Here is a 24,632-nt window from a genome sequence, read left to right as displayed (position 1 = left end):
CTTTCCCGTCAAGATACTCTTGAACGATTTTTACCTTGAGTTCAAAACTATATTTAGCCATAAAAATACCGACCTCCCGAAGTTAGATTTTTGGTCTAACTTTTGGGGGTCGGTACAATCAGCAGGTTTTTTATTAACTTAATTCAGTTTCCGGAATCTCGGCTAGATAATGATCGACTGTATTTAACAGCTCGGTCATTTTTTCATAGTCAAAGGGTGAGGCGAGGTGACCTAACTGGACTGTCTCCAAAAAGGTCTTGGTGCCGCCGACGCGACAAATCGCAAGATAATCTTCCCAAGCCGTCGGGTCCTTTTCAACGATCGTGCGTTCCCAAAATTGCAACGCGCAAACCTGCGCCAAGGTGTAGTCGATGTAATAGAAGGGCGATTCAAAAATGTGTCCTTGACGATACCAATAGATCCCGCGGGCTAAGGCTTCGGATTCTTGATAATTATTTTCCGGGCAATAAAGCTGCTCCAGCTCGCGCCAGCGATTTTTCCGTTTTGCAGGCGACCAGTCAGGATACAGATAAACCTCTTCTTGAAAATGATCCACCAAGGCACCATAGGGTAAGAATTGCAGGGCGCTGCTCAAATGAGCGAATTTGTATTTCTCGCTGTCTGTGCCGAAAAATTTATCCATCCAAGGCCACGTCAAAAATTCCATACTCATCGAATGGATCTCAGCAGTATCCGAAGTCGGAAAGACCAGCTCAGTTTCTTCGATCCAGCTTGAGAGATAGGTTTGGAAGGCGTGGCCTGCTTCGTGAGTCAAAACATCGACATCTTCCGAGGTACCGTTGAAATTAGCAAAGATAAAAGGCACTTTAAATTCATCGATATATTCACAGTAGCCGCCGCTTTGCTTGCCGGGACGACTAATCAAGTCTAGCAATTCCTGTTGGATCATTTTATCGAAAAATGCACCTGTCTCTGGGGATAATTCGTGATACATAGTCTGGGCCTGTTGGACTAACGCTTCAGCGTTTGCCTGCGGTCGCGGGTTGCCGTTAGGAAAAACCAGCGGCAGATCATAATAGTTCAATGTTTCAAGACCTAACCGCTCTTGCTGCCGCTGATAGAGTCTTTGGTTGATGGGAACCACTTTTTCGAGAATAAAGCGGCGAAAATCCTGCAGCTGAGAACGATCATAGCCCCAGCGGTTCATTTGGCGATCGCCGTATTCAACGAAATGATCAAAGCCTAATTTTTGCGCCTGCTGATGACGAATGTGTACCATCTGATCAAAAATCGTATCAAGTTCCTGTTCATGGGCAACAAAAAAGTCTTCATAGGCTTTTTGTGCCGCTTGGTGTATTTTACGATCCGGTTCGGTAAAAAAGGCCGACAATTCAGAAAGGGTTCGCACTTTTCCGTCAAATTCGATTTCGGCTGATGCGATCAACGTGCTGTATTGACTGACAACATCATTTTCTTGCTGCATTAATACGATCACAGATTCAGCCATCAGCTGAGATTGATCCTCCGCAAAAAGAAAGAGCGTTTCCGGAAAATCTTTTTCCAATTGCGGACGGAAAGGGGAGTCCAGCAGACTTTCGTAAAAGTGTTTATGAATCTGGTTCACGATCGGTTCGTTGTAATCCCAAAATTCATTCTCAATCCCGTAATAGTGATCATTGGTATCGATCGAAAAACGGATAGAGGCTATTTTAAAGTTTTTGAAGAGATCGCTGCGCAAATGGTTCAGTTCGTGCAGTGTTTGTTTCGCATCTGAATAATCACTTGCTTCAATAAATTGCTGCACGCAAGTGATAAAGTCGATTTCGTATTGAGCAAGATCAGGGTTTTCGTAGGGAAAATCAGAAAAAAGCATGGTGGACCTCCTATAATAAAAAGAATTCAATTAATTATAACAAAAAAACCTGCCAGCAGACGCTGACAGGTTCTTCCTGTTTTTTAAGAGTTCATCATTAATTCTTCGTTTAACAATTCATCGATTGGTGTGTAATCCATCGCTAAATCTTTAGCTACAGCTTCGATCGTCAGTTTGCCATTGTAAGTATTGACGCCGCGACGAAGTGCCAAGTTATCTTTCAATAATTCTTCTAATGAATTATTTGCTAATAAGTTAGCATAGTTCATTGTGCTGTTGCTTAATGCGTAAGTAGCGGTTTGCGGAACAGCTCCCGGCATATTGGCTACAGCATAGTGAACGACACCTTCTTTAACATAAGTCGGATCATCGTGAGTCGTTACCCGATCTTCTGTTTCAAAGATTCCGCCTTGGTCAATCGCCACATCGACGATTACTGAGTGATCAGGAATATTAGCGACCATTTCTTTAGAAACTAAAGTCGGTGCTTTGTGTCCTGGAATCAAAACAGCGCCGATAACTAAATCAGCCGTTTTCAGACATTCTTGGATGTTGAAGCTGTTTGACATCATGGTTTGAACCCGGTTGCCAAAGATAATATCCAATTCTTTCAGACGTGGAACGCTGACATCTAGGATCGTTACGTTGGCACCTAAACCTAAAGCTAATTTTGCAGCATTCAAGCCAACAACGCCGCCGCCGATAACGACAACATTTCCGCGACGTACGCCTGGTACGCCGGATAGCAAGATACCTTTTCCGCCGTTGACGCGTTCTAGATAGTTGGCACCGATTTGAGCCGCCATACGTCCAGCGATCTCACTCATTGGTGCAAGTAATGGCAATGTGTTGTCTGCCGGTTGAACATTTTCGTAAGCAATTGCATTGACACCGCTGTTGACTAAAGCTTCAGTTAAAGGTTTGTTTGCAGCTAAATGCAGATAAGTGAATAGTAATAATCCTTTACGGAAATATTGATATTCTTCGGGAAGCGGCTCTTTAACTTTCATGACCATATCCGCTGCCCAAACATCAGCAGCCTTGTCGATCATCGTTGCACCTGCGGCAGCATACTCTTCGTCTGTGATCGCAGAACCTTTGCCGGCATCTTTTTCAACTAACACTTGATGACCACGATTTGTCAGATCAAATACTCCAGATGGGGGAAGGGCAACACGGTTTTCATTGTTCTTGATTTCTTTTGGAATTCCAATAATCATTTGACACACTCCTTCTTAACGATTCGTATACGAAGTGGATTCGCTTACATATTAATTGTACAGGTTTTCCAAACAATTTCAACTAAGAATTCGCAAAGTATTTAGTGGCGCTGAATGATTGTGACCAAATGAGATCCTTTACATATTCTAATGGAAGGGATATTCGGCTTAACAACTTCCCATCGAGGGATGACTATAAAAAGTAATTATTTTTATAATGATAAATAAAATATTTGCGAAAACGAGGATTACTAGCGATAATAAGTAGAAGGATATTAAGGAGCGAAGTCACTATGCCGGATAATCAACGAATTGATCTATTGAAAGAGCAAGTCAGCTTTCTTGAAGCTCGCTTGACTCGCTACGAAGAATTATTGAACGGACCCACGCTGAAGCGGATCATTTTTGGAGGCGGACGCCGAGCCAAACTCAGTATCGCCGAGATCGTGATTGGCCTGATCGTGTTACTATATACACTATTTAGAATGGAATTAAGCGTTATTTTCGCTGTGATCGTCATTCTATCGCTAGCCGTCATCTTGTTTTCAGCGATTCAGCTAAATCTGATCCGCAAGAAAAATGGTAAGGACAAATATCAGCGGATGATTGACAGCCTGACAGCAGAAAAAGCGTCGATGGATAAAGAGCTGACGCGTTTAAGAGAAGAAAAAGGACTTGAGTAACCCTACTCAAGTCCTTTTTCGATTAATCTTACTGTGAATTGCGTATCTTCTAAGATAATTTGGTCGATCATTTTTTGAATTCTATTGATTGAATGGACGCTGGGGCAAAGTTCAACGGCGATGATTGGTGTTTTGCAATTTGGAACATCGAAGGTGGAAGTGCTGATGACAATATCATATTCTTCGAAAACTTTTCGATAGCTTGTACTATGTAATTGTTTGACATTGACCTGGTGAATCGCATAATTTCCTCTAAGAGAAAGACGCAACAGCTCAGCCATTAAACTTTCCTGCATTTTAGAATCACTGGAAACGATCAGCAGATTGACAGTCTTATCGATTTGTTTCAGCCCAGTTAAACAACTAGGAACCGTTGCGATAATTTGATAAATGTAATTGTCGATAAACTCCGGTGATCTAAATAGACGGTATTCTTCTGTGAATTTAATCACTAAATTACGCAGCTGATGGACACAGTGAGCATGAAAGGTATCCAATAGGTTCAGACATTCCCTTTTTCGATCCTGCAGCACACTGATAAATTCTTTCGTGTTCGCATGGAAGAGATGTTGATTGATCAAAATCGTCGCCAGCTGCTCCTTTTGAAGTTCCGTCAAAGGATGGACCAGCATCTTACTCAGCTTTTCCGCAAAGATAAAATGCGTCTCATAGTGATAGGCCGTATAAGGGTTTGTTTCTAATACTCGTGCGGTTTGTTCTTCTCCCAATAAAAACAAATCAGAATAGAGCAGCCAGAAGCTTTCCTTCATGATGTCTTCAGAATAAAAGATATCCATTTCTTTTCGTAAAAAGTAGTTAAAATTATTGATCGCCCGCTGACTAGGAACATTGATTGCGGTGGATCGCAATATCCGCGAAGTCATATGGTGTTCATTTGAGATTCGAACCAAACTGATAAAGAAGGATAAGTTCAAACGATTATACTGAGCCAATGATGTTTTTAACTGATTATTGGCGATCATCGAGCGAACGACCTCGTCTCCAAAATGGAAAAATTCAGAGCTGAAGGGCGTGTCCTCTCGAAGGGCTTTTTTTTCTGAGAAATACAAGAAATATAAATGGCGAATGGCGATTTCATTTCCGGTCAAGCGGAATGGTCGGCGCCTAACATTTATTTTCCATTCTGACAGCACCTCCTGCAAATTGTTCATGGCGGCTTGAACGGTGCTCAGGCTGCAGAATAATCGCTTTGAAAGATCGATTAAAGAGTGGGATTCTTCATAGAAAAGCACCTCTAAAATCTTAAATGACAATGAATTGGTGAGCATGGTTGAAATAAGGACATCAAGTGTGGCATTATCCTTTAATTCAAAGTGATAAAGACTGTTTTCGCGAACGACTTTATAATAGTCGCTTTGCTTATTGATCGCGCGAATATCGTTTAGCACAATTGGGATGGTACACTGAATAATTTCTGCCAGCTCTTCACTTGAACGAGGTCGTTGAGAATAGTACAGCGTCTCAATCAGTTGCAATTGACGCTGATTTTCTCGTTTCAATAGTCGGTGTAAGTTCATTAGATAGTTCCTTTCGTGATGGTAATAAATCAAAATCATTAATAAAATTTTGAATCCGATCAAAATCTCTTGCGGTCGGGTAAGCATTGATTGCGATTACCGGACAGGCGGATCGCAAACCGTTCATGGTCACATTGGTTACGATCAGGTCATAGTTCTTTGTCAGCCTAGTTAGCTGCTGCTGTAAAATATATGGTGTTTCAAAATATTCATAGATCACTGATCCCTTGATATACGCGGGAAAAATAGATTGCCAAAAACGCTCGTGAGAATTAGAGGCATCCGATAATAAAAGTACTCTAATATGTTTATCAAACTTAGTAAGGCGCTGGAAGATATTGTTGATGGCAGTGACCAAGCAGCCAAGATAAAGCGGCAAGAAGTCTTCTTTTTCTTGAGGAATTAAAAAATCACGGATCACATTTTTAAGCCGCCTTAATTCTGGACTATATTTTTTATCCATCAGATTCATAATCAATCTATCGGACTCCTGCACGATTTCCAGCGGGCATTTATCCGGATAGAAGCAGAATAGTTCATTTCCTAATAGCCGCATCGCTTCCACCATCTCCTCCTGTGAAAGCGGGACCGTCAATAGAGTGTTGACTTCTTCCAATAAAAAATGATGCGTTTCATAAAAACTTGCTAGATTTTTATTCTTTTTATGAACAATCGATTGCTGCTTGCGGTTTAAGATCAGTTGATGGCTAAACAACGGCCACAAGCATTCCTTCAAGTCGGTCTCTGTGAAGGTAAGATCGGTTTCTTGCCTGATCAATCGAACTAATCGGGGAAGCTCTTTTGCTTTTGGAATCACTAACCCGCTGTCTTTATAAAGTCGTTTGATCTTGTGATTCTTATTCAAGCGTCGTAAGGCGATCAAGAAGCTATGCATCAAGCGAAAATGAAGGTTCATATTATTCTTGATTTCATTATCTAGCAAAATTTGACGAATCAGCTGATCGACAGCCTTCACTAATCTAAGCGAAAACTTATAATTAGAAAACGGAACCCGCGCTTCTTTAAAGAAAATATAATAAAAGTGGCGAATCGCTAATTCATCTCCTTTGATCATGAGCGGGCGTTTAAGGAGTTCCAGGTCCCATTCTGCTAAGAGCTCCCTAGTAGTGATCAGATAACGCTGCATATTAGAAGAGCTGCAGTTTAGCTGTTTGGCAGTAGTTTGGATGCTCTCATTTTCTTCAAAAAGGAGACATTCGATAATTTGATATTCTAGATTGCTGCGGATCATGTAAGAATAGACCGCATCGATTGAAGCATTGTCAGCAAATTCAATAGAATAAAGTCTTTTATCTTTATTAATGCTAAATGGCAGGTCGTCTCCAGTTAAGAAACGCAGATCATTGAGCAGTACAGGCAGTGAACATCCCAGCTCATCCATAAATTGATAGGAAGATAATGGTTCTTTTGCAAAATAAAGCATTTCAATAATTCGCAGTCTTCGGATGTTATCCTTTTTCATTAACCCTCTTAAATTCATAAGTGAAAACTCCTCGAATATTTTTTTATTTAATATAATGTTAAAAGAGTGTTAAAACAAGCCTGCAATTCTTAATTTGCTGTCATTTTTGTTATTTAACAAACTATGATTAAGAATAATTATAATTAAGGATACCAATTTAATAAGGAAAAATACAAATGAATTAAAAGAATTTTTACTAAATTTTTTATTTTTTTAATTCGCAATTAAAAAAATCGAAAAAAGTGGAAAAACGAAAAAAAATTAAATAGAGTTTTAAGTGTTGCCTTTCTCGCCAATAACGAATAGAATTATCTATGGAATACATTAAAAAAGATAGTGGAGGCTATACATTATGATCAATAAACAAAGTTTAGTTGAACAAGTAGCAGAAAAGACTGGATTGACAAAAAAAGACGCAACATCAGCGGTAGATGCATTATTTGATGGTATCCAAACATCGTTGAAAGCTGGCGAAAAAGTGCAAGTTATCGGCTTTGGTAACTTCGAAGTACGCGAACGTGCTGCCCGTAAAGGCCGCAACCCTCAAACAGGTGAAGAAATCACCATCGCAGCTAGCAAATCACCTGCTTTTAAAGCTGGTAAGCAATTAAAAGACGCTGTAAAATAGTATCGACATCAAACCTGTTGGGGCTGTGAGGCTCTAGCAGGTTTTTGTTTTATACTAAGGTCAAAAGGGGCAGGAAAGGGGCAAAAAGAAAAAGAATGATTATAAACCATTCTCTTCTAGTTGGCTGATTAAGTCAGTCTTCATTTTATCGGTGATGTGCGTATAGATTTTATTTGTGACGTCTGCATCTTCATGTCCTACTCGATCCATAATTGCTTTCAAAGGCGTGTTCTGTTCGGCGAGTAATGATACATGGGTATGTCTAAGAATGTGAGAAGTTAATCGTTTGTGAATTCCACTTTTTTTACCCGCAGCGGAAAATGATCGATTGAATGAACTATTTTGCATTGGCGTACCTGATCGAGTCACAAAAACGAAGCCGTCGTTACTAAATCCAGATTCGGATAGCAAATCTAGTTTATTTTCCTCAAAAGTACGTTTTACTAGATCAACAGTCCGTTGAGTCAATTGGACATCTCTATTTGATTTCTGAGTCTTGGTAGGTCCGATCGCTTTTTGTTTGTAACCCTTGCTATAGTCAATAGTTCCTCTAATATGAACGACATTATTTTCTAAGTCGAAATTTTCTTCTTGAAGGGCAACAGCTTCGCCGAAACGAACCCCGGTTAAATACATAAATTCAGCTAGTCGCCCGACGCGAAAAGTTAAGCGACTTTTATATAGTTGATCAAGGATCAATTTAACTTCACTTTTTTCAAGATACTTGTCTTCAATTCGTTCAATATCTTCTAGCGTTTTCGCTTTAGGAATAATCTCCACGTGTTCTACGGGGTTTTTATCGGCGTAGCCTAGTTTAATCGCATACTTGAATACTAAGTTAAGGTTTGACTTTATATGCGCGATATAGGTCCGAGAATAGTCGAGAGAGGCAAAGAAATTCTGCAATAGTCTTGTATCAATGTTAGAAATTAATATGTCTTCATTGATAGACTTGAAAATAATTTTTCGAATAGCTGTATATGTGTTCTTTGAGTTAGGTCGCAACGATTTAAAATAATTATTTTCCCACTCAGTATAAACTTTTTGGAAGGGGACTTTGTCAATTTTCTTTTTGACCAGCTCATTTTCAATTTTATCATTCAAGATACTTAACGCTTTATTCCACGCTTGTTTAGATTGGCTATTCAGTGTCACTGATTTTTTTCGAGTTTTCTCAGTATAAGGATCAGTGTAGCGTTCGATATATTTGAATCGACCGTCTTTGGTTTGTTCAACCCACATTGTAAATACCTCCTATTATTTGCTATAATAGGCACAACAAAATAAACCTATGCCTATAGGTGATTTATTTGAACACGATCTAACTCTTGGCGGGGTAGGGATCGTGTTTTTGTGTTAAACGATATTGTCTTTTTTCTGCAGAAATCCTCCATTATTTTCAAGAAAAGGAATTCTAATTGGTGAGTAGATATATGTTATTCCATTTGCATCATGTTTAACTATAAAGCAATATTTTACAGGCGCCCACATTTCTCCGGTCGGAATCGGAAATACTAGAACCGGCATTCTTAACTCAGATTCATCAATTCCATTTGGGAAAACTTCATCAATTTGTTTTTCTAAATCTGTAATTAGCTCTTCAGGAGATTCTCCATATAGGTAATAATCTCGAGGTTTTTCATAGTTACGAGTTAGCATTTTTTTCATTTGACTAATTGTCATGAATGGATGAGTAAAATCTAAGGGGTTTTCTGGAACATATTCGTAGTAAGCCATTTTATTCCTCCTAAAATGGAAGTTCTGTAAATTCAGCTGATTTAAAGGGATCTGAGTTACTATCTTTCTCTGTTCTCCAATTATCTAGTAACCCTTGCTCATTGTAAGAAGTTTCACAACCACATTCTGGACAATACCTAAATCCCCCATCCAAATTACCATTTGAACAGCCATTTTGATCATATCTTTCAGCGACTGTTAGTTCAATCTCACCGTTAATTGTCTTGACAAATTTGTCTTCCTCTTTACCCAAACAAACATTGTGTAAAAAAGTTGTACAATAGGGACAATATTTGAAGTTATCATCCAAATTTTCCGCTTCACACCTAGGACACACTAAAGGCGTTCCTTGTTCATTTGTTTCTATTTTTGAATAAATCATCACTTTCCTCCTTTCTAGAAAATAGCTAGTATAACTTTTTGCCGTGGATTTGATCATCTCGTTACTACCACAGAAGGCGCAAAATTTGTGAGTCGATGGCTGCGGAGAATGGCAATTCATGCAAATTTGCGATGAACTATCTATGTTAATGTAGTCAATGAAATTATGGGTGAGTGGGTGCCCCTCGCATACAATATTTGCATTTCTTTGCCTTCGATGTAGATCATTAATAATATAATTGGCAACCGTAAAAGAAGTATCAAAGGCAAATTCAATACATTCGGGATAGATTCTAGACCAACTCGCGACATAAAGATCTACTAACGGTATAGGTGCTAATAATCGTTTTGCGAAATAGTTTGCTTCTTTTTCGAATATATCATACTCCTCATTTGTTAATGAATAGCGTGCCAAGAGAGTTTTCTTTGTTTTCTCATTGTGCTTCAAAAGGTAGTGGCCTAGTTCATGTGCAAGGGTGAAGCGAATTCGCCCTGAATTTTCTACTAATTCATTGTAAAGTATGATATATTGTCCGTCGTTCCGCATCCAGAGGCATCCTTCTTCCGAATCCGTTATTTCATATGTTTCTTCACGTGTCAGACCTCTTTTTTTTGCAAAACTAGAATATTTTTGTATATGAAGATTAGGTATGCTTTTAATTAGTTTCTTAATTGACAAAGGTAATTTTTGTTGATTACTAGATAGTACCGTTTCATATGCAATTTGTTGTGCTAACCCGTAATCAGGTTTACTTTGTGGTTTAGAGGTCATCATCGTCATCTTCTTCAAAGTCACCGTTATCTAGATCATCAAAAGTGGCTTCCATAATTTTCAACAAGCGCTGCTGATCTTTTTGGTTCAGCTTTTTTGATTTTCGCTGAATAGCAAAATACTCAGGAGTATCACTCTCCTTGACCGCATCAGTAGTAACAAAATTCTGAGCGTTCTCATCCCACAGGAGATCACCAAAATCTTCTTCCGGCGTTGTAGGAATATTCGGGTTGTCCGTGCGACCTAATAGATAATCAGTAGTAGTATGGAAATAGTCAGCGACTTTTTCAAGAGACTCAGACTTTGGACTACTTTTTCGCCATTGATAAATAGCGCTTTCGCTTAAACCCAGTTTAACTGCTAATTCTTTTAATCCAATATGTTGTTTTTTTGCTAGCTCAGAAATCCTTTCAAAAAGGGTCATGAGTCTGTCTCCTTTCGTAGAGAAACGTTATAGTATAAAATATTAACCGAAAAACATTTACAAATATAAAGTTTTATACTATACTTTCTCTTGTAAGTTAGTTCAACAGAATAAAAATGAAATACAACTTCCCAATAAGTACCATTAGTTTGCCGACTGAATGCAACACACGGGGATATTATGGGCTTATTTCTTTGTACCTAAATAGTATAAAACTTTAACCGGAATGTCAATAAAAAATTATACTTTTGTCGAACTGACTTACAAAACAATTTAGAAAGGAGTGGATAGTATGCCGGATACAGCGGTAAGCCGACAAAAGATTCGTGACTATTTTGAAAAGAAAGGTATTTCATTAATCAGTGTAGCGACATATTTCAATCTTCCCAGACAAGATTTAAACGATTATCTTTCTGGAAAGAACCAAAGTAAAAAAGCTCACGAAACACTTTTGGCTATCATTGACTTTTACAAAATTAGATAGGAGGTGGTGACATTGAGGAAGCCGACGCTAGCAGAGTTGATCGAATCTGCAGAAAAGAATGTGAAACCAGACGATTGGTATCGACAGGGTTTGATCTTAAAAATGTTTCACGGAATGTCGAAGACAACACTTGTTGAATACTGCAAGGAGATGGAAGACATTGACGAGTTTAAAGAAGGGATTATCAGACCTGGTCATTCTACAACTTTCATCCATGTTCATACATTCATTTGGTTTCTACGATGGAAAGATGTGAACAAATACAGAGTAAAAAAAGTAACACCGAAAGAAATTTTAAAGGAGGCAATAGCATGAATCAATTAGAACAAACAATTAATAGCGTGGAAGTAGCAGGGATGGTAGGAAGAGATCACAGTAAAGTCATTAGAGATATGAGGGGTATTATCGAGCATCTAGCCGAAGCCAAAATTGGCGTGGGCAGTTATTTCATTGAATCAACTTATAAAGATGCGAACAATCAAGAAAGGCCCTGCTTTGAATGCACTAAAAAAGGTTGCGAGCTGTATAGTACACGAATGACTGGAGCCAAAGGAACACAATTCGCGGTTGCTTATATCGAACGATTCAACCAAATGGAGAATCACATCAAACAGCAACTAGATACATCCAATTTAAGCCCAGAACTTCAATTTATGAATAGCGTAGTTACATCATTAGCGAAACAAGAGTTGGAAACAAAACGTATTGAAACAAAAGTTGATAGTATCACTGAGATCGTTGCACTCAATACAACCGATTGGCGAAAAGAATCGCAATACCTGATTAGACAAATGGCAAAGACCCAGGGCGGATTCGGTGCGTACCAAGAAATTCATTCAGAAATTTATCAAGAACTCGATCGACGTGCAAATTCCAACTTATCCATCAGGCTAGAAAATAAACGTAATCGTATGTCTAGATCAGGTGCATCACAAACCAAGATTAATAAAACTAACAAATTAGACGTAATTGGCGAAAACAAACGTTTACTTGAAATCTATTTGGCGGTAGTCAAAGAATTCGCGATCAAGTACGGCGTTTGGAAAGACGAATAGAGGAGGTTTTTCAATGAGAGTCATTTATCCACCATTAGTGGAACAGGCGTATCGGTTCGCTGTCAGCCAGTACATCGATGTATCAAAAGATGAAGTATACAGAATGATGGTAAGAGACGGGATGCTTACTGAAACAGGTAATCCAACAAAAACGGCTATGGATCAAGGGATATTTTCAGAATTCAATCTAGAACATAAAACGTTGAAAGAATTTAAAAAGGAATATCCAGTTTTCAAGCACTATCCAGCAAAGGAGTTCACTCAACAAGATGGCATCTGGTATGTATCACAAAAGATCATTGAAGATATTCAAGTGATCCTTGATCGGGAAAAAGTAGGTGAAGACACACTAATTCAGATTGAAGTCTATTTCAAATTTAGAGACTACGACGATCCGCATAAAAGTATAGCCCAACTGAAAGGTTCCTATCATCCGTTTTATACACCTTATGATGATTCAATGTTTCCAATTATTGACGGTGAAATCACTATTCCAAAAAGTGTTATATCGGACATCATACGACGATATGAAGAAGGTGAACTTGAGGCTAGAGAATCGTTAGTTGAAGGTTACAGACAAATTTTAGTAAAGATGGAGGAACAAACAGATGAATAAGAAGGTCAATCTAGTCTTAGCATCGATCTTATTCGGTGGCGTGGCAACTGTGCTGCCTCTATTGTTGAAGATTAGTCTATTCGTCGGTATCGGTTTGTTGCTCTTCTTTAAATACGATGACTGGGAATACGATCAACGGCAAAAAAATAGCTAGATGTCTCTTAATGAATTCTTAATAATTAATTTGAAAGCTACTTGATAGTCGCGGTTAGAGGAGACATTAATTTGTATGGAAATCAAAGAGGTATTGATATTTCCCGGACATGCGGATATAAACACCAATATTTTAAAAGTTACGTGATTCCCTACGTTAGCGGAATTAATAATTTTTATATTGTTATTTAAAACGATTATTTTAATTGTTTTGACCGGTTTTATACGTTATTGTTCGTTATATAAAAAGGGAGGGTAAACATGTTTGAGAATTCTGAGTTAGAAGGAATAGAACGCATAGTTAATGAGAGGAGGTATGAAAAATGAGTAACAATGAAACTCCATATCTAACTTATGGTCTGGGATACGAAGAGGATGAACGACTAATCGGAGAGGAGCCTTACTCAAATGATGTACTTGATTTAGCAAATTATTTAATCAAGAAATATCCGAAAGAGCGATGGAGTATTATGCACAGTATGTTTTTAATTGGATTCAATTGTGGCCGCCGATCGGAGAATAATAGCACCGTGCTAAATGAAATTCAGGAAGAAGCAGATAGATTTAAGACAAATATGAATGATCGTGTCATTGAAATGGAACAAATCGAACACAGTCTTGATTATGCCCTTGAGCACATTGAGACGTTAAAAACAGACAATGGGGAACACATAAAAATAGCTAGTCTGATAGAGGTTCTACTTAGAAGCCTATCAAATTGCCGCGAAGTTAGCGAAGACTCAGTCAGGCTTTTTGAACAATATCTTTTTAAACAAAAGCAAAAACAAGAGCCTACCTCGTCCGCCAACGAAGTAAGCTAAGCAAAATGAGTTATATAAGGAGATTATACCATGCAAACCAATAAAAAACGAGTAGCGGATTTCATTAGAGATAATCCAAATGCTACAAATGAAGAGATTACTTCTGCCTTAGACATCAACGACAACTCAATCAAATCGTACATCAGCCAACTAAAAACGGGTGGATTTATAGAAGTCGATGGTTCTGGATCAAAACGAACAATCAAAGCACTAGGCGAATATAAAGGTAGAACGATTAACACTGCAACAGCCGAAAAAATCGAATTAAAAAGAGACGTTTACACAAAACTTTTAGACCGCTACATGAATGATTTTGACCTAACAGACGACATCGACAAGCATTTAAAGTTAGGTAATTCGATTATGCGGATACTAGATAATTTATAAGGAGGAATGAGAAATGGCAGTCTTATACAAATTAGCAGACAATTACAACCATGTCGTTGATATGGCGGATCAGTTAGACGATGGAACCTTGCGGGACACGTTGGATTCGATAAAAGATGCTTTCGATGTAAAAGCTGAAAACGTCGCAAAAGCTGTTAAGGAAATCGAAGGACAGGCGAACATGATTGACGAAGAAATCAAACGGCTCACTAAACGCAAAACCACAATGAAGAACAATGCTAAGTCGATGAAGGTCTATCTACAAGAACAGATGGAGCGAGTTGGCACGCGCAAAGTTCAAGGGGAACTACTGACTGTTGCAATCCAAAAGAATGCACCATCAGTGCGAGTGATTGATGAGAGGAAAATTCCCGAGGAGTATTTTATTCCGCAACCTTCAAAATTAGATAAAACGCAGTTGAAAACCGAACTTAAAAACGGCGTTGAAATGCCCGAAGGTTCGGCAGAGCTGATCCAAACCGAAAGCGTGAGAATCCGATGAAAATTATTCAAGCAGAGAATATACAACGATTTGATAATTGGACGTGCTTAATCTATTCAGAGCCTGGAAAGGGAAAAACAAGCATGGTTAAGTATCTCAAAGGGAAAACACTAGTCTTCTCAACAGATGGTATGTACCAAGTATTAAGCGGTCTAAAAGATGTAGAGATACTTGCTATGGACTCGAAGAAGCCACACGACGATTTAGAGAGCTTTTACAAATATTTACTGAAGAATATCGAAAAATTCGATAATGTGGTGATCGATAATTTATCAACATTTCAAAAATTTTGGCTCAATTCAAAGGCAACGACCACCACCAGTGGCATGCCAGAAATTAAAGATTACGGAATCATTGACAGAGTATTGTTGGACTTCGTAGCAGGATTAAAAGATTTAAAGAAAAACATTCTATTGTTAGCACATGAAAAACAAGTGGAATTGACAATGGACTCCGGCCGTACCTACACACAGTTTCAACCAGATGTTAGAAATATCGATGCCATCATGGGGATAGTGCCAGTGGTTGGCCGACTGATCATTCTAAAGAATCAAGAGACGGAAAAAGAAGAGCGAATCATCGTTTTACAACCCACACAAACAACACGAGCAAAAGATCAATTAATTGGTGATAAGCGAACTGTCAAACAGGCAGAATTGCTTTCAATACTACAAACAGAAAAAGGAGATTTTTAACATGGGACTATTAGATACTTTAAACGAAATCAAAAAAGATGGATTTGATCCAGCGAAGGACAAAGTAAACAAAAATACGAAATTAGAGGCTGGGAAATACCCAGTGCGCTTAAAATCAGCGCAAGCCGGAACGAATGAGAGAAGTCAACAGGATCAGATTGCGATTGTCTTGGAGGTTGTTTCTGGGAAGGATAAGAACCGTCTGGAAATTATCTATATGTCATTTGATGATGGACTACCAGACTTCGTACTTGAAAAGAACGGCCGTACGCTACTAAAACTAGCCGCTATGATCGGTGTGGAATTCACTAAAAAGGATTTGGCCGACGAGTATTCAGCATCCGAAGCATTATCAAAAGGAATTGGTAATCAAATCTTGATGGACTTGTCAGTTTCTCCAAACAAGAAGAATCCAAACTACCCATATCGTAATTACGACTTCGGGCCACTGGAAGATAAATCGGATTCAGATCCACTTGGTGGGTCCACAATCGACATCTCAGATGAAGATTTGCCCTTCTAAATCGGGTACAAAAGTGGTTACAGACCCATTTTTCACAAAGTCGAAAAAAGTGGGTTGAGCCTTAGAGCGACAAGGGATACAGCGAAGTTATAAGAAAGTTACAAGCAGGGTTACAAAAAAAGAAAAATAACCTTAAATGAGAAAGTTTTAATCTAAAAACGGAAAATTTTTGTAACTGTACCCTGCCTTGTAACTTTTTTGTAACCTCTGAAACCCTTGGTACTATTGGTTTTTTAACAAAAGTTACAAAGTTACACCGAGTAAATAGATAAACCTAATATAATTTCTAAAAAAAATATCTACCCTGTTTTGTAACTTTTCACAAAGTTTAAACAGGGCAGACACTAAAAGTTCGCTATTTGGTTACCTATAATATATCACGGAGGGAGTGGAGGCGCAAGTGGGAGAGATAATTTTTAATAAGTCTCGGAAGAACCTAAAAAAAGTATACAACCGAATCCATTCAACTAATTTAAATCAATACGTAAAAGCACAAAGAGAAGAAGTGCTGTTCTTAGCTATCGGAGGATACAACCGAACATACGAGCTGCTGTTAGCAATGGGATTGCACGAAGACGAGATAACAACACATTCAAACTTAAATCTAACACAAACTTTTCTAAACGAAACGCACGGAAAAAAAGTGATTTATATACAAAAAATAAACTACACAACAAGCGTACTAAAAAATGTATCTTTCGTAGCAAAAAAATTAGACCTAAACGTAGCGGACGCATTCGAAGAATCATTGATGATTTACGAGACTGCAGAAAGAACCATCTTGCTAGATAAAAGAAGGGTGGCGTGGGATAAGCCTAAAATCGTTATATTGGATGATAAATCTTTGAATCTACAATATGAAGGACATCGTTTCAAATATCAAAATGATATAGGATTCGTTCAAGTCAGAAATCGAAATGCTGTTCCAAGACTTATTGTAGATGAACTCGAAGATGTGGAAGAAACAGACAAGATGATGTTTGCCTTATATCAAACGGATATGGTGGATGAATCAGAAATCTTAGACGCTCTTAGCCGTCTTCGGAGCAAAGTCTACCGAGAAAAAGAGAAGCACTGGTATATGAAGCCGACAGAATTCAAAGAAGTTTCAGGCTCCCTTGAAATGGCTAACCGACTGAAAGAAATCAAAGAGTTAAATATTCATCAGTTAACCTCTAATAAAAAAATCGGTAAAGAGAACGCTCGTTGGATCGTGATACCAGATGCAGCATTCGATTTCAAGGGATTCAATTATAAAGACGAAGCTAAATTATTCAATGAAGAATTGGAAAAAGAAAAAGAAATGGAAGAAACTTTTGCTTCTGAACAAGAAAAACAGTTAGAAAGCATTCTAAACGTTGAATTGCCGTTCAACATCAAAATTGGTTACGTGGGCAACGAACTGAACTATAGTCCAGCAGAAACGTTGCAAAGCTTCTTAAATGACATTGACGAAATCGAGTCAGAGAAAGTAAATGGTCTAGAATTATTAGGCGGTGCAACGACGGAACCTGAGTACAAACATATTAAAAAGTACAACTTAGCCTACTTTTTAGATGGAACTTACAAGGATGATCAACGTGTTGACGATCATTATCAAGGTGGAAAGCGTCTGGTGTCTATCGATATTGACGAAGGAAATTACCAACGAGAAGAAATCGAAAGCAAATTAGAGAGTCAAGGGTTATTCGGTCTAATTTATCCAACGGCTAAATTCTATTACGATGAATCAAAACGTTGGCGAATCATTCTAATGGCAGATGCAGAAATGACAAAAGAAACATACAAAGCGGTAGTGATTGGTGTTAGCCAAATGCTCGATCTTGAAATTGATGGCGCAAGTAAAAAAATCGCTCAATTGATGGGTTATCCATTGAAAGCAGCAGATGTTTCAACAGTCATTGGAACGATGGTCAATGTTGAGCAGTTCAAACCAAAACAGAAGAACATGCCAGATAATGTGTTGAATTTTTCGAGCAGTACAAAATCATTAGTTGATTTCAATCATGAACAGGCACGTCTGCTAAAAGATGTCTTACAACACGGTGCGCCAGCAGGGACTAGGAATGAGAGCTATCGACAAATCTACATGTATCTAAAGGATACATTAAACAATCCAGAACTCGCTTCTTGGCATCAAGAAGCCGAAGAACTCATAGAAAAAACGAAAGCACAAGCAGTCCTTGACGGATTGCCAGAAAAAGAAGTGGAGGTGATCTACCGATGAACTTTACACATGCATTAGTGAAAAACATTGAAAAAACTTACACCTACTCTTATGCCAGAAACACCGGTAAATACGATGGAACGCCAGAAAAATATGATGCCATTGGATTCTTTGAAAGTTTGTTAAGCAAAGAAAATCCGTTCAAAGTATTCATGGAATTAGAACGCTACGCATTTGCGAATGCGAAACGAGCTTTAAAAAAATACGATATTCCTTACACGGAAAAGCAAGAGCGTGCGGCGAAAGTTTTTTCGGATGTGACAACTCAAATGGAGAGAGAGCGAAGCGATTATATATCCATGTACGTAGAGGATTTAACGAATACGGGAATTGTTAAGTGCGGAGACCCGTTTGTCTTAACAACAGAGGCTACGCTTTACGTCTCTCGTCAAATACCTAAATTACCGCGTCAAAAACAAGTACTAAACGTTGTCTACAAAGATATACCGGACAGTTTAAAAGCTAGCAGAGAGCAATATAGCGCTTTAAAAACATGCCTCACTAATCAAATATCATGTTTGATTGGTGGAGCCGGAACGGGAAAGAGTTTTGTTACAGCTTCAATCATCAATCAGTTACAAAAGAACGGCAAGGAAGTCGCGGTTCTTGCGCCTACCCATAAGGCGCGAGAGGCTTTACAAAGTAAATTGATTGATGAAGATACCCAAGTTCGCACAATCCATAGTTTTGTTCATAACCCATTCGATTGTGACGTAATTGTCATTGACGAAAGTGGGATGTTGTCGACGACGCTTGTAGCCAAGCTTATGAGAATCTATAAGAATCAACAATTGATTTTCATTGGTGACAAAAACCAATTAGAACCAGTAGGGTATGGACGGCCATTCGAACTGATCCAATCGTTGTTCGTAACAGCAACACTCAAAGAAAATAAAAGATCGGAATCAGCGGACATCATTGCATTGGGACGTGAGGTTTTGGGTATCCCTCAAAACGCGAACATGAAACCACAAAACATTGAAGTAGTATCCAACATTGATGAGGCTTTTAAAAAGGGAGCGGAGGTTGTTTTGTCATACACGAATATGAATGTCAAAGCGATCAACGAACAGCAGCGCATAAAAAACGGATCACAAGCAATAGCACCGAATTTCAGTATTGGAGATGTCATTGTAGCGAAGACAAATGAAACAGGTCGCTTTTATAACGGTCAAATATTCAAGATTATTGCGTACAACAAAGCACAACAAAAAGACAGCGATAGAACAATCACGTTCAAAAGCGAGAAGGACTTACAAAATAATTTTGATTTAGCCTACGGCTTAACCATTCACAAATCACAAGGCAGCGAATGGGATGTGGTAGCGTATCAGCCAAGTGAAAGTGATTATCAAAATTTGGCATACGTAGCAATCACTAGAGCAAAGAAAAAATTAATCCTGGTAGGGAATGAAATAAAAACGTCATACCGACCAAATCGGGAATGGAGGCATATTAGATGAATCTAATTGCATTTGATCAATCCACAACTGCTACAGGTTGGTGCGTGATGGAAATGGATAGTTCAAAAATCGTCGCTTACGGAGTTATACGACCGATTGGTCCAACGAACGAGCGGATTCGAGAAACAATAAAGAAATGTATGAGCCTATGTAAGAAATTTGAAGCAGCATTTGTTTTTATTGAAGGTATTCAAGTACAACGAAATCCAACAGTCTATGAAATATTAGCCAAGCTAAAAGGCACGCTGGAAATCTGCTTAGAAGAACGCGGATACTTCGTGAACGTCGTGAAAGCGGCAGAGTGGCGTAAACGAGTAGGGATAAAAAATAAGAAACGCGACCTCGTGAAACAAGAGGCCATCGACATGGTAAAAGACGTTTATGACCTCACACCATCAGAAGACGAATGCGAAGCAATCTTATTCGCTAGAGCGTTCTCTGCAAAAGATAGTGGGTGATCCCTATACCATACAAGAAACTAAAAGAAATAGCCTTATCATACGGATTCCAGCGCTTAAAAAAATACAAGCAGATTGATGCCATTCATTATTCGGCACATGTTGGAGCAACAGGTTTACGAATAGTGATAAATGTCAGCAGCCAAGAAGTATTTTTATGGAATCCATTTATGAAAAAGTTGGTGAAGCAATGAAAACAAAAAGAGATTTTTATAAAGAATTAGAAGAACGATATGGAATAACTACTAGCGCAATGTTTCATACAAATTTAGATGAACAAATTTCCGACGAGGATTACGAAAGAAAAATGGAAATAATGGGTTCAGTCAATGATCTATTTGACGAAAAGTTTGATGATGGAGACCAATAAAAAGCTCCGCTAACTGGGGCAACCACGGAGGAAATAAGATTGATCTATCTAGAAAAAAACCGATCAACAGATCGGCCAAAAGTGCAACACTATTCAGGAGAACCTTTAATAAATCCTTGTAAATATAGATAAACATCCGAGTCGACTTCTGAGTCTGGTATTTCATCAAGGCACTTGCTTGCGTATTCCTTCAACTCGAGAATAGAGACATTGAATTTATCCATTAGGCAAGATAATTGAAACATAGTGCTGATGTTCTGAATTTCAAGTTGTCTAATCCGTTTTTCTAACTTATCCATTGTTATTCCCCCTCCGTTATTTTGTCAGTATACCATATAATTTTTTGTCCGTTAACGAAGACTATCAAGGAGTTTTATAGTACATGGATTTTAATACAAAAAACTGTTGCGAAAACCGTCAACAGTTTAAAGAGTTAGATAGTATATGTGTTTTTTCGTTTTTATTTTTTAAAAAAGAAATACCTAACTAATTTTTATTTTAAAATATAAATGAAAAATAATCAATAGGATAAAAGAGACCGCCGAAGATTGAATCAGCGTTCAGTGAGCTGATTGAAATATGCTTTTACCCGATTGGAAAAAGGAGGACCAGCTCGCGTCTATTGTACAACAAATTAGAAATGGAAGTGAATTATATGATACCGAAGTATCGCCTATCACGGAGAATTAAAAAAAGGATACACGCGTATCATGGATTTATATTCCGAAATATATTTCATCTTTATTTTTTTCGATAATTCGTTCTAGGTTTCGAGTCGCTGGTAGATAGGTTTGATCGTAATAATAAGATATTCGGTAAAACTTTCTAGCTAAGTGTCCATGATCTTGCTTTTCGTAGAAAATTCCAAGCAAGTTATATGCTTCAGGTCTATCAAAGCATGTGTGAATGGCCAAAATTATCTTTTTTTCTGCTACGTAATAGTTTTCTTCTTTGAGTGCTTCGCGAGCACTAATTAAAAGTGGAATATAAGTTGAGTCTAGAAAATTGATATCCATTTTACATCACCCCTATTAATTAAAGTATAAGCAAAATGGCATTAAGATAGTATAAAAAATTTAGCGATTCGGCTAACTCAGCCTTTGACAGAGAAAAAATTTTTCTGTGATAAACAAAAAAGAGGTAAGATTTATCTTACCTCCAGAATGGATTACTTACTTTTTTTGTGAAATATCACTTCAGTACAACAAACAGGACAAAGGGAAAAGGATTTAGGGAAAAACACTTTTTCTGCTCTATTCAGCACACATGAAGGATTTGGTGAAGCACCAATGCAGAATCTGTCAGGTTCATGGGCTAAGTAAGGGCATTGGGCAGTGTGGATGACAAGTTTACCGTCATCATCTGGAGAACGATTACAAAAATAGGTGCCATAAGGATAATTGTTGGGCATCTTCTCACTACCTTGTCAATATTTTAGCGGTTACTCACTGATATGATTATATGAAATAAAGCTTTTAAGAAAGAGTCAATTGATAGGCTATCCAGCATTATCAGGTGAAAAAGCCAACGTAATAGTGAAGGCTTCTCGATGAATGTTAATCCTCATATTCGATGCTAGATAATTTAATTATCTTGTTCTCAACATCGATCTCAGAATGAACTTGGTAACAGTCAAGTGAGTAAATTGAAACCGAGTTTTCTGTAAGTTGTCCATAGAAAAGTTCGCTTTTATCTGCGGATGTGGATTTGATACACACTTCATTTTTGCTAGTTAAAACGGAAAAGCTTAAATTCTTTGATTCAATTGTCCAATTTTGAATAGTTTCTTGTCTCAAGATAGTCAACCTCCTAATGAAATTTGAAATCAATGTAGTATTTAGAAGAATTATAACAACAGTGGGAGAAAATTGATACGAACAATTTTGAAAGTTTATTAAACATTGAACTGATGAAAGGTACATTAACCGAAGCTATTGCATACAAAAAGACAGTTGGACCACCAACTGCCTCTAACATTGACCACAGTCCAGTTTCCGCTAGACTAAAGTATTCTACCATAAAAAAAGCCACTGATAATTATCAGCGGCTCATGAGCTAATTGAAATATGCTTTCAGTTTAATGAAATTTAAAAGGAAGAATCTAGCTCGTCTGAATTATACCATAAAAAAGACTGCCGCGGTATGAAACGGCAATCAATGAGCTAGGAAATGGGGAAGCAAACTTGTCAGTAAGTTACCTAGCTCGCGCACATAGTTCGCCTAGTTTCCGCTAGACAAATTCATTGTAGCAAGATAGCAGATATTGTTTCAACCGCGAGCGGTACTAATACAGTCGTGAACGGCAAAAGGAGGAAAAATATGCTACCGAAGTTTAGAGTTTGGTGTAAAAATCGAAATGAATGGGAAAGAGATACTTGCTACATTCAACAAGATGGGATTTTGTATCAACGCTCAAAAGGATCAGAAAGACTTATTCCGATTTTGGAAAAGAACCATGTTGTAATGCAATCAACAGGTCTGAAAGACAAGAACGGCGTTGAGATTTTTGAGGGAGATATTGTTGTCGGGCAACAATATCTGACCACTGATTTGAGTACTCCCTTTGAGATAAAAGGTTTAGTTAAGTATTCAGAAAGAAACACTATGTTTTATTTAGACGAAAAGAGCATCGGCCACGATAAATTCATGTATTCGTTAGGTAGTTCGATTTATCAGTACGAAGTCATAGGAAACATTTACGAGGATAAAGAATTGTTGGAGGTGGAATAAATGTTAGACATGAAAATATTTGATTATCGAATCACGAGTGATCCACGACAAGTAATTTTGAGTAGAGCGCTCAGAAATGAAGATGGAGAATTGTATGAAAGAAAAACTCCCAAAGGTGAAACAGAAGAAGCTCGCAGCGTTATTGGATACTATTCAAATGTCAGCAAGGCTTTAATTGGCTTACAACGTGATTATGTATTGCATGGTGACAAGCCTATTAATGACATTAAAACTTACAAAGAAGAGCTAGAAACGATTACTAAGACGTGTGAGGATAGATTAAACATCGGAGAGCCATTTAATTAGTCCGTTAACGTCGCCTATCACGGAGAATTAAAAAAGCGATACACAATATATTGTATGCGAAAGTAAGTTCCTACGATATGTTGTGGATAAACCTGTTGATATGTGCATAACAAAATGATTGGGAGGAAATGATTTGGAAATTCAAGTACACGAACTGCCAGATTCTCAGCTAGATGCGATTGCTGAGAAAGTGGTTGCTGGATTAGTAGAAGCAACAAAGCAAAGACGAAAAGAACTAAGGTCCAATTCATACCATAATACAAGAACGCTCTTGAGAAATTACTACAGACTAAAAACTCATTGCAAAATTGTAGAGGAACAAGTCGAAGAGGATTTTGCTTCAATGTGGAATGACTGGCGCTTTGATGTAGATAGTCTACTAGAACATAAGGCGAAAACGGCTAAATTAATGAAACATGTCGATAAGGCATTAGTTGAACTAAAAGCAGAGGATGAGCGAGCCTATGATATTTTAAACATGAAGTACTTGTTACCTAAGTGTTTTGCTGATGAATACATTGCATCAAAATATGCTGTTGATCGAAGGACGATAGGGAAGTGGATAAAAAAAGCCGTTGAGCAGCTTTCAGTATTTATCTTTGGAGCGGATGTTGTAATTGATTGGTTGTAGGGCGCGTTTGTGGCGCCACGAGTGTACATTAAAAGTGTTAATATGATAGCGTGAAATAAATGTGATTAATCCACCAAACAGACGACTCAAACTAACTTTATTGGCATGAAGTTTCTCCTTATACCTCTTAACATACAAACGTCTAGCTTGGTGGATTTATTGGCGGCACGCAAAAAAAAATAAATGATGAATGGAGCTGAAAAGCTTCATTTCGTTTAAAGTTCACGTGCCGTCTTTATGTCACTGTACGCTAGCTTTGTATGCGGTCTATGTGGGAAACGTAAGGCAGGAGCATAGTTAAATGAGTAAGCCACGGTCAGGGGCTAGTCTGATCCAGTGTTCACTAATACATAATCAAGATCGCTTGGGCGGTCTTTTTATTTTGCGCACAAAATAGACCACTATCGGGTAATAGTGGTCAAGATGGAAAAAACAAACTTTTAAAAGATTCTTTCGGAATTCATTGTAACATTGTAACGCTTACACAACAAGACAAAAAAGGAAAAAATAT

The 24,632-nt window shown here is 38.0% G+C and carries 29 protein-coding genes; 19 read left to right on the top strand and 10 right to left on the bottom strand.

Annotation, left to right across the window (positions count from 1 at the left end; all coding sequences use genetic code 11):
• Positions 1-133: 133 nt before the first annotated feature.
• Both FFR60_RS02610 and ald read right to left on the bottom strand, forming a co-directional pair.
• Complete coding sequence (locus tag FFR60_RS02610) at positions 134-1,834, bottom strand: M3 family oligoendopeptidase (RefSeq protein ID WP_137662890.1); 1,701 nt, start codon at positions 1,832-1,834, stop codon at positions 134-136.
• 83 nt (positions 1,835-1,917) lie between these two features.
• Entirely contained in the window at positions 1,918-3,054 is a 1,137-nt protein-coding gene (gene ald / locus FFR60_RS02605; protein WP_137662889.1) for an alanine dehydrogenase, read from the bottom strand.
• A 293-nt stretch (positions 3,055-3,347) separates the two neighbouring features.
• Between ald and FFR60_RS02600 the strand changes: the two genes are divergently transcribed.
• Positions 3,348-3,737 (top strand): hypothetical protein, encoded by a 390-nt coding sequence (locus FFR60_RS02600; protein WP_137662888.1) that lies wholly within the window; start codon positions 3,348-3,350, stop codon positions 3,735-3,737.
• A 2-nt stretch (positions 3,738-3,739) separates the two neighbouring features.
• Here the strand turns inward: FFR60_RS02600 and FFR60_RS02595 are convergent, their stop codons facing one another.
• A complete protein-coding gene (locus tag FFR60_RS02595) occupies positions 3,740-5,275 on the bottom strand; it encodes an AcpB/EbpR/MafR family transcriptional regulator (protein WP_137662887.1) in 1,536 nt (511 codons plus the stop codon).
• Complete coding sequence (locus tag FFR60_RS02590) at positions 5,220-6,776, bottom strand: AcpB/EbpR/MafR family transcriptional regulator (protein ID WP_137662886.1); 1,557 nt, start codon at positions 6,774-6,776, stop codon at positions 5,220-5,222. The genes FFR60_RS02595 and FFR60_RS02590 overlap by 56 nt, the downstream gene beginning before the upstream one ends.
• Positions 6,777-7,110: 334 nt before the next feature.
• Between FFR60_RS02590 and hbs the strand changes: the two genes are divergently transcribed.
• A complete protein-coding gene (gene hbs / locus FFR60_RS02585) occupies positions 7,111-7,386 on the top strand; it encodes a non-specific DNA-binding protein Hbs (protein WP_088935161.1) in 276 nt (91 codons plus the stop codon).
• Positions 7,387-7,485: 99 nt separating this feature from the next.
• Here hbs and FFR60_RS02580 read toward each other — a convergent pair whose 3' ends face one another.
• The 4 genes from FFR60_RS02580 to FFR60_RS02565 all read right to left on the bottom strand — a co-directional run bounded on the left by FFR60_RS02580 (position 7,486) and on the right by FFR60_RS02565 (position 10,700).
• Positions 7,486-8,628: a tyrosine-type recombinase/integrase gene (locus tag FFR60_RS02580; protein ID WP_137662885.1), complete on the bottom strand. Its 1,143-nt coding sequence runs from the start codon at positions 8,626-8,628 to the stop codon at positions 7,486-7,488.
• 114 nt (positions 8,629-8,742) lie between these two features.
• On the bottom strand, positions 8,743-9,123 hold the full coding sequence (locus FFR60_RS02575; protein ID WP_137662884.1) for a hypothetical protein: 381 nt from the start codon (positions 9,121-9,123) through the stop codon (positions 8,743-8,745).
• 10 nt (positions 9,124-9,133) lie between these two features.
• Complete coding sequence (locus FFR60_RS02570) at positions 9,134-10,279, bottom strand: ImmA/IrrE family metallo-endopeptidase (RefSeq protein ID WP_171004844.1); 1,146 nt, start codon at positions 10,277-10,279, stop codon at positions 9,134-9,136.
• Positions 10,266-10,700, bottom strand: coding sequence for a helix-turn-helix domain-containing protein (locus FFR60_RS02565; protein ID WP_137662882.1), 435 nt, complete (start codon positions 10,698-10,700; stop codon positions 10,266-10,268). The genes FFR60_RS02570 and FFR60_RS02565 overlap by 14 nt, the downstream gene beginning before the upstream one ends.
• A gap of 292 nt (positions 10,701-10,992) precedes the next feature.
• Here FFR60_RS02565 and FFR60_RS02560 point away from each other — a divergent pair, with 292 nt between their 5' ends.
• The 14 genes from FFR60_RS02560 to FFR60_RS02495 all read left to right on the top strand — a co-directional run bounded on the left by FFR60_RS02560 (position 10,993) and on the right by FFR60_RS02495 (position 20,454).
• On the top strand, positions 10,993-11,184 hold the full coding sequence (locus tag FFR60_RS02560) for a hypothetical protein (RefSeq protein ID WP_137662881.1): 192 nt from the start codon (positions 10,993-10,995) through the stop codon (positions 11,182-11,184).
• 12 nt (positions 11,185-11,196) lie between these two features.
• Positions 11,197-11,499 (top strand): hypothetical protein, encoded by a 303-nt coding sequence (locus FFR60_RS02555; protein WP_137662880.1) that lies wholly within the window; start codon positions 11,197-11,199, stop codon positions 11,497-11,499.
• Positions 11,496-12,239, top strand: coding sequence for a Rha family transcriptional regulator (locus FFR60_RS02550; protein WP_137662879.1), 744 nt, complete (start codon positions 11,496-11,498; stop codon positions 12,237-12,239). The genes FFR60_RS02555 and FFR60_RS02550 overlap by 4 nt, the downstream gene beginning before the upstream one ends.
• A gap of 13 nt (positions 12,240-12,252) precedes the next feature.
• The gene (locus FFR60_RS02545) at positions 12,253-12,855 is read left to right on the top strand and encodes a hypothetical protein (RefSeq protein ID WP_137662878.1); all 603 of its coding nucleotides are present in this window, start codon (positions 12,253-12,255) and stop codon (positions 12,853-12,855) included.
• A complete protein-coding gene (locus FFR60_RS02540; RefSeq protein WP_171004843.1) occupies positions 12,848-13,009 on the top strand; it encodes a hypothetical protein in 162 nt (53 codons plus the stop codon). The genes FFR60_RS02545 and FFR60_RS02540 overlap by 8 nt, the downstream gene beginning before the upstream one ends.
• 322 nt (positions 13,010-13,331) lie before the next feature.
• Positions 13,332-13,829: a hypothetical protein gene (locus FFR60_RS02535; RefSeq protein WP_137662877.1), complete on the top strand. Its 498-nt coding sequence runs from the start codon at positions 13,332-13,334 to the stop codon at positions 13,827-13,829.
• A 30-nt stretch (positions 13,830-13,859) separates the two neighbouring features.
• Entirely contained in the window at positions 13,860-14,216 is a 357-nt protein-coding gene (locus tag FFR60_RS02530) for a hypothetical protein (RefSeq protein WP_137662876.1), read from the top strand.
• A gap of 13 nt (positions 14,217-14,229) precedes the next feature.
• Positions 14,230-14,718, top strand: a complete 489-nt coding sequence (locus FFR60_RS02525; protein ID WP_137662875.1) for a siphovirus Gp157 family protein — start codon at positions 14,230-14,232, stop codon at positions 14,716-14,718.
• Entirely contained in the window at positions 14,715-15,413 is a 699-nt protein-coding gene (locus FFR60_RS02520; RefSeq protein WP_137662874.1) for an AAA family ATPase, read from the top strand. The genes FFR60_RS02525 and FFR60_RS02520 overlap by 4 nt, the downstream gene beginning before the upstream one ends.
• A 1-nt stretch (position 15,414) precedes the next feature.
• Positions 15,415-15,936: a hypothetical protein gene (locus FFR60_RS02515; protein ID WP_137662873.1), complete on the top strand. Its 522-nt coding sequence runs from the start codon at positions 15,415-15,417 to the stop codon at positions 15,934-15,936.
• A gap of 400 nt (positions 15,937-16,336) precedes the next feature.
• Entirely contained in the window at positions 16,337-18,163 is a 1,827-nt protein-coding gene (locus tag FFR60_RS02510) for a hypothetical protein (protein ID WP_137662872.1), read from the top strand.
• Positions 18,160-19,626, top strand: a complete 1,467-nt coding sequence (locus FFR60_RS02505; protein WP_137662871.1) for an ATP-dependent DNA helicase — start codon at positions 18,160-18,162, stop codon at positions 19,624-19,626. The genes FFR60_RS02510 and FFR60_RS02505 overlap by 4 nt, the downstream gene beginning before the upstream one ends.
• Entirely contained in the window at positions 19,623-20,084 is a 462-nt protein-coding gene (locus FFR60_RS02500) for a crossover junction endodeoxyribonuclease RuvC (protein ID WP_137662870.1), read from the top strand. Before FFR60_RS02505 ends, FFR60_RS02500 begins: the two co-directional genes overlap by 4 nt.
• Before the next feature lie 157 nt (positions 20,085-20,241).
• Positions 20,242-20,454 (top strand): hypothetical protein, encoded by a 213-nt coding sequence (locus tag FFR60_RS02495; protein WP_137662869.1) that lies wholly within the window; start codon positions 20,242-20,244, stop codon positions 20,452-20,454.
• 89 nt (positions 20,455-20,543) lie between these two features.
• Here FFR60_RS02495 and FFR60_RS02490 read toward each other — a convergent pair whose 3' ends face one another.
• Both FFR60_RS02490 and FFR60_RS02485 read right to left on the bottom strand, forming a co-directional pair.
• The gene (locus FFR60_RS02490) at positions 20,544-20,753 is read right to left on the bottom strand and encodes a hypothetical protein (RefSeq protein ID WP_137662868.1); all 210 of its coding nucleotides are present in this window, start codon (positions 20,751-20,753) and stop codon (positions 20,544-20,546) included.
• A 417-nt stretch (positions 20,754-21,170) separates the two neighbouring features.
• Complete coding sequence (locus tag FFR60_RS02485; RefSeq protein ID WP_137662867.1) at positions 21,171-21,470, bottom strand: hypothetical protein; 300 nt, start codon at positions 21,468-21,470, stop codon at positions 21,171-21,173.
• A gap of 1,303 nt (positions 21,471-22,773) precedes the next feature.
• On the opposite strand from FFR60_RS02485, the gene FFR60_RS02480 reads away from it, so the two are divergent.
• The 3 genes from FFR60_RS02480 (at position 22,774) to FFR60_RS02470 (ending at position 24,121) form a co-directional block, all read left to right on the top strand.
• Entirely contained in the window at positions 22,774-23,184 is a 411-nt protein-coding gene (locus FFR60_RS02480; RefSeq protein WP_137662866.1) for a YopX family phage-derived protein, read from the top strand.
• Positions 23,185-23,490: a hypothetical protein gene (locus tag FFR60_RS02475; RefSeq protein WP_137662865.1), complete on the top strand. Its 306-nt coding sequence runs from the start codon at positions 23,185-23,187 to the stop codon at positions 23,488-23,490.
• Positions 23,491-23,623: 133 nt separating this feature from the next.
• Entirely contained in the window at positions 23,624-24,121 is a 498-nt protein-coding gene (locus FFR60_RS02470; RefSeq protein ID WP_137662864.1) for a hypothetical protein, read from the top strand.
• Positions 24,122-24,632 lie beyond the last annotated feature (511 nt).

It is taken from the genome of Enterococcus hulanensis, assembly GCF_005405485.1.
GTDB classification, from domain to species: Bacteria; Bacillota; Bacilli; order Lactobacillales; family Enterococcaceae; genus Enterococcus_A; species Enterococcus_A hulanensis.
Note: the sequence above shows the minus strand (reverse complement) of the source record. Positions and strands in the feature narration are given on the sequence as shown.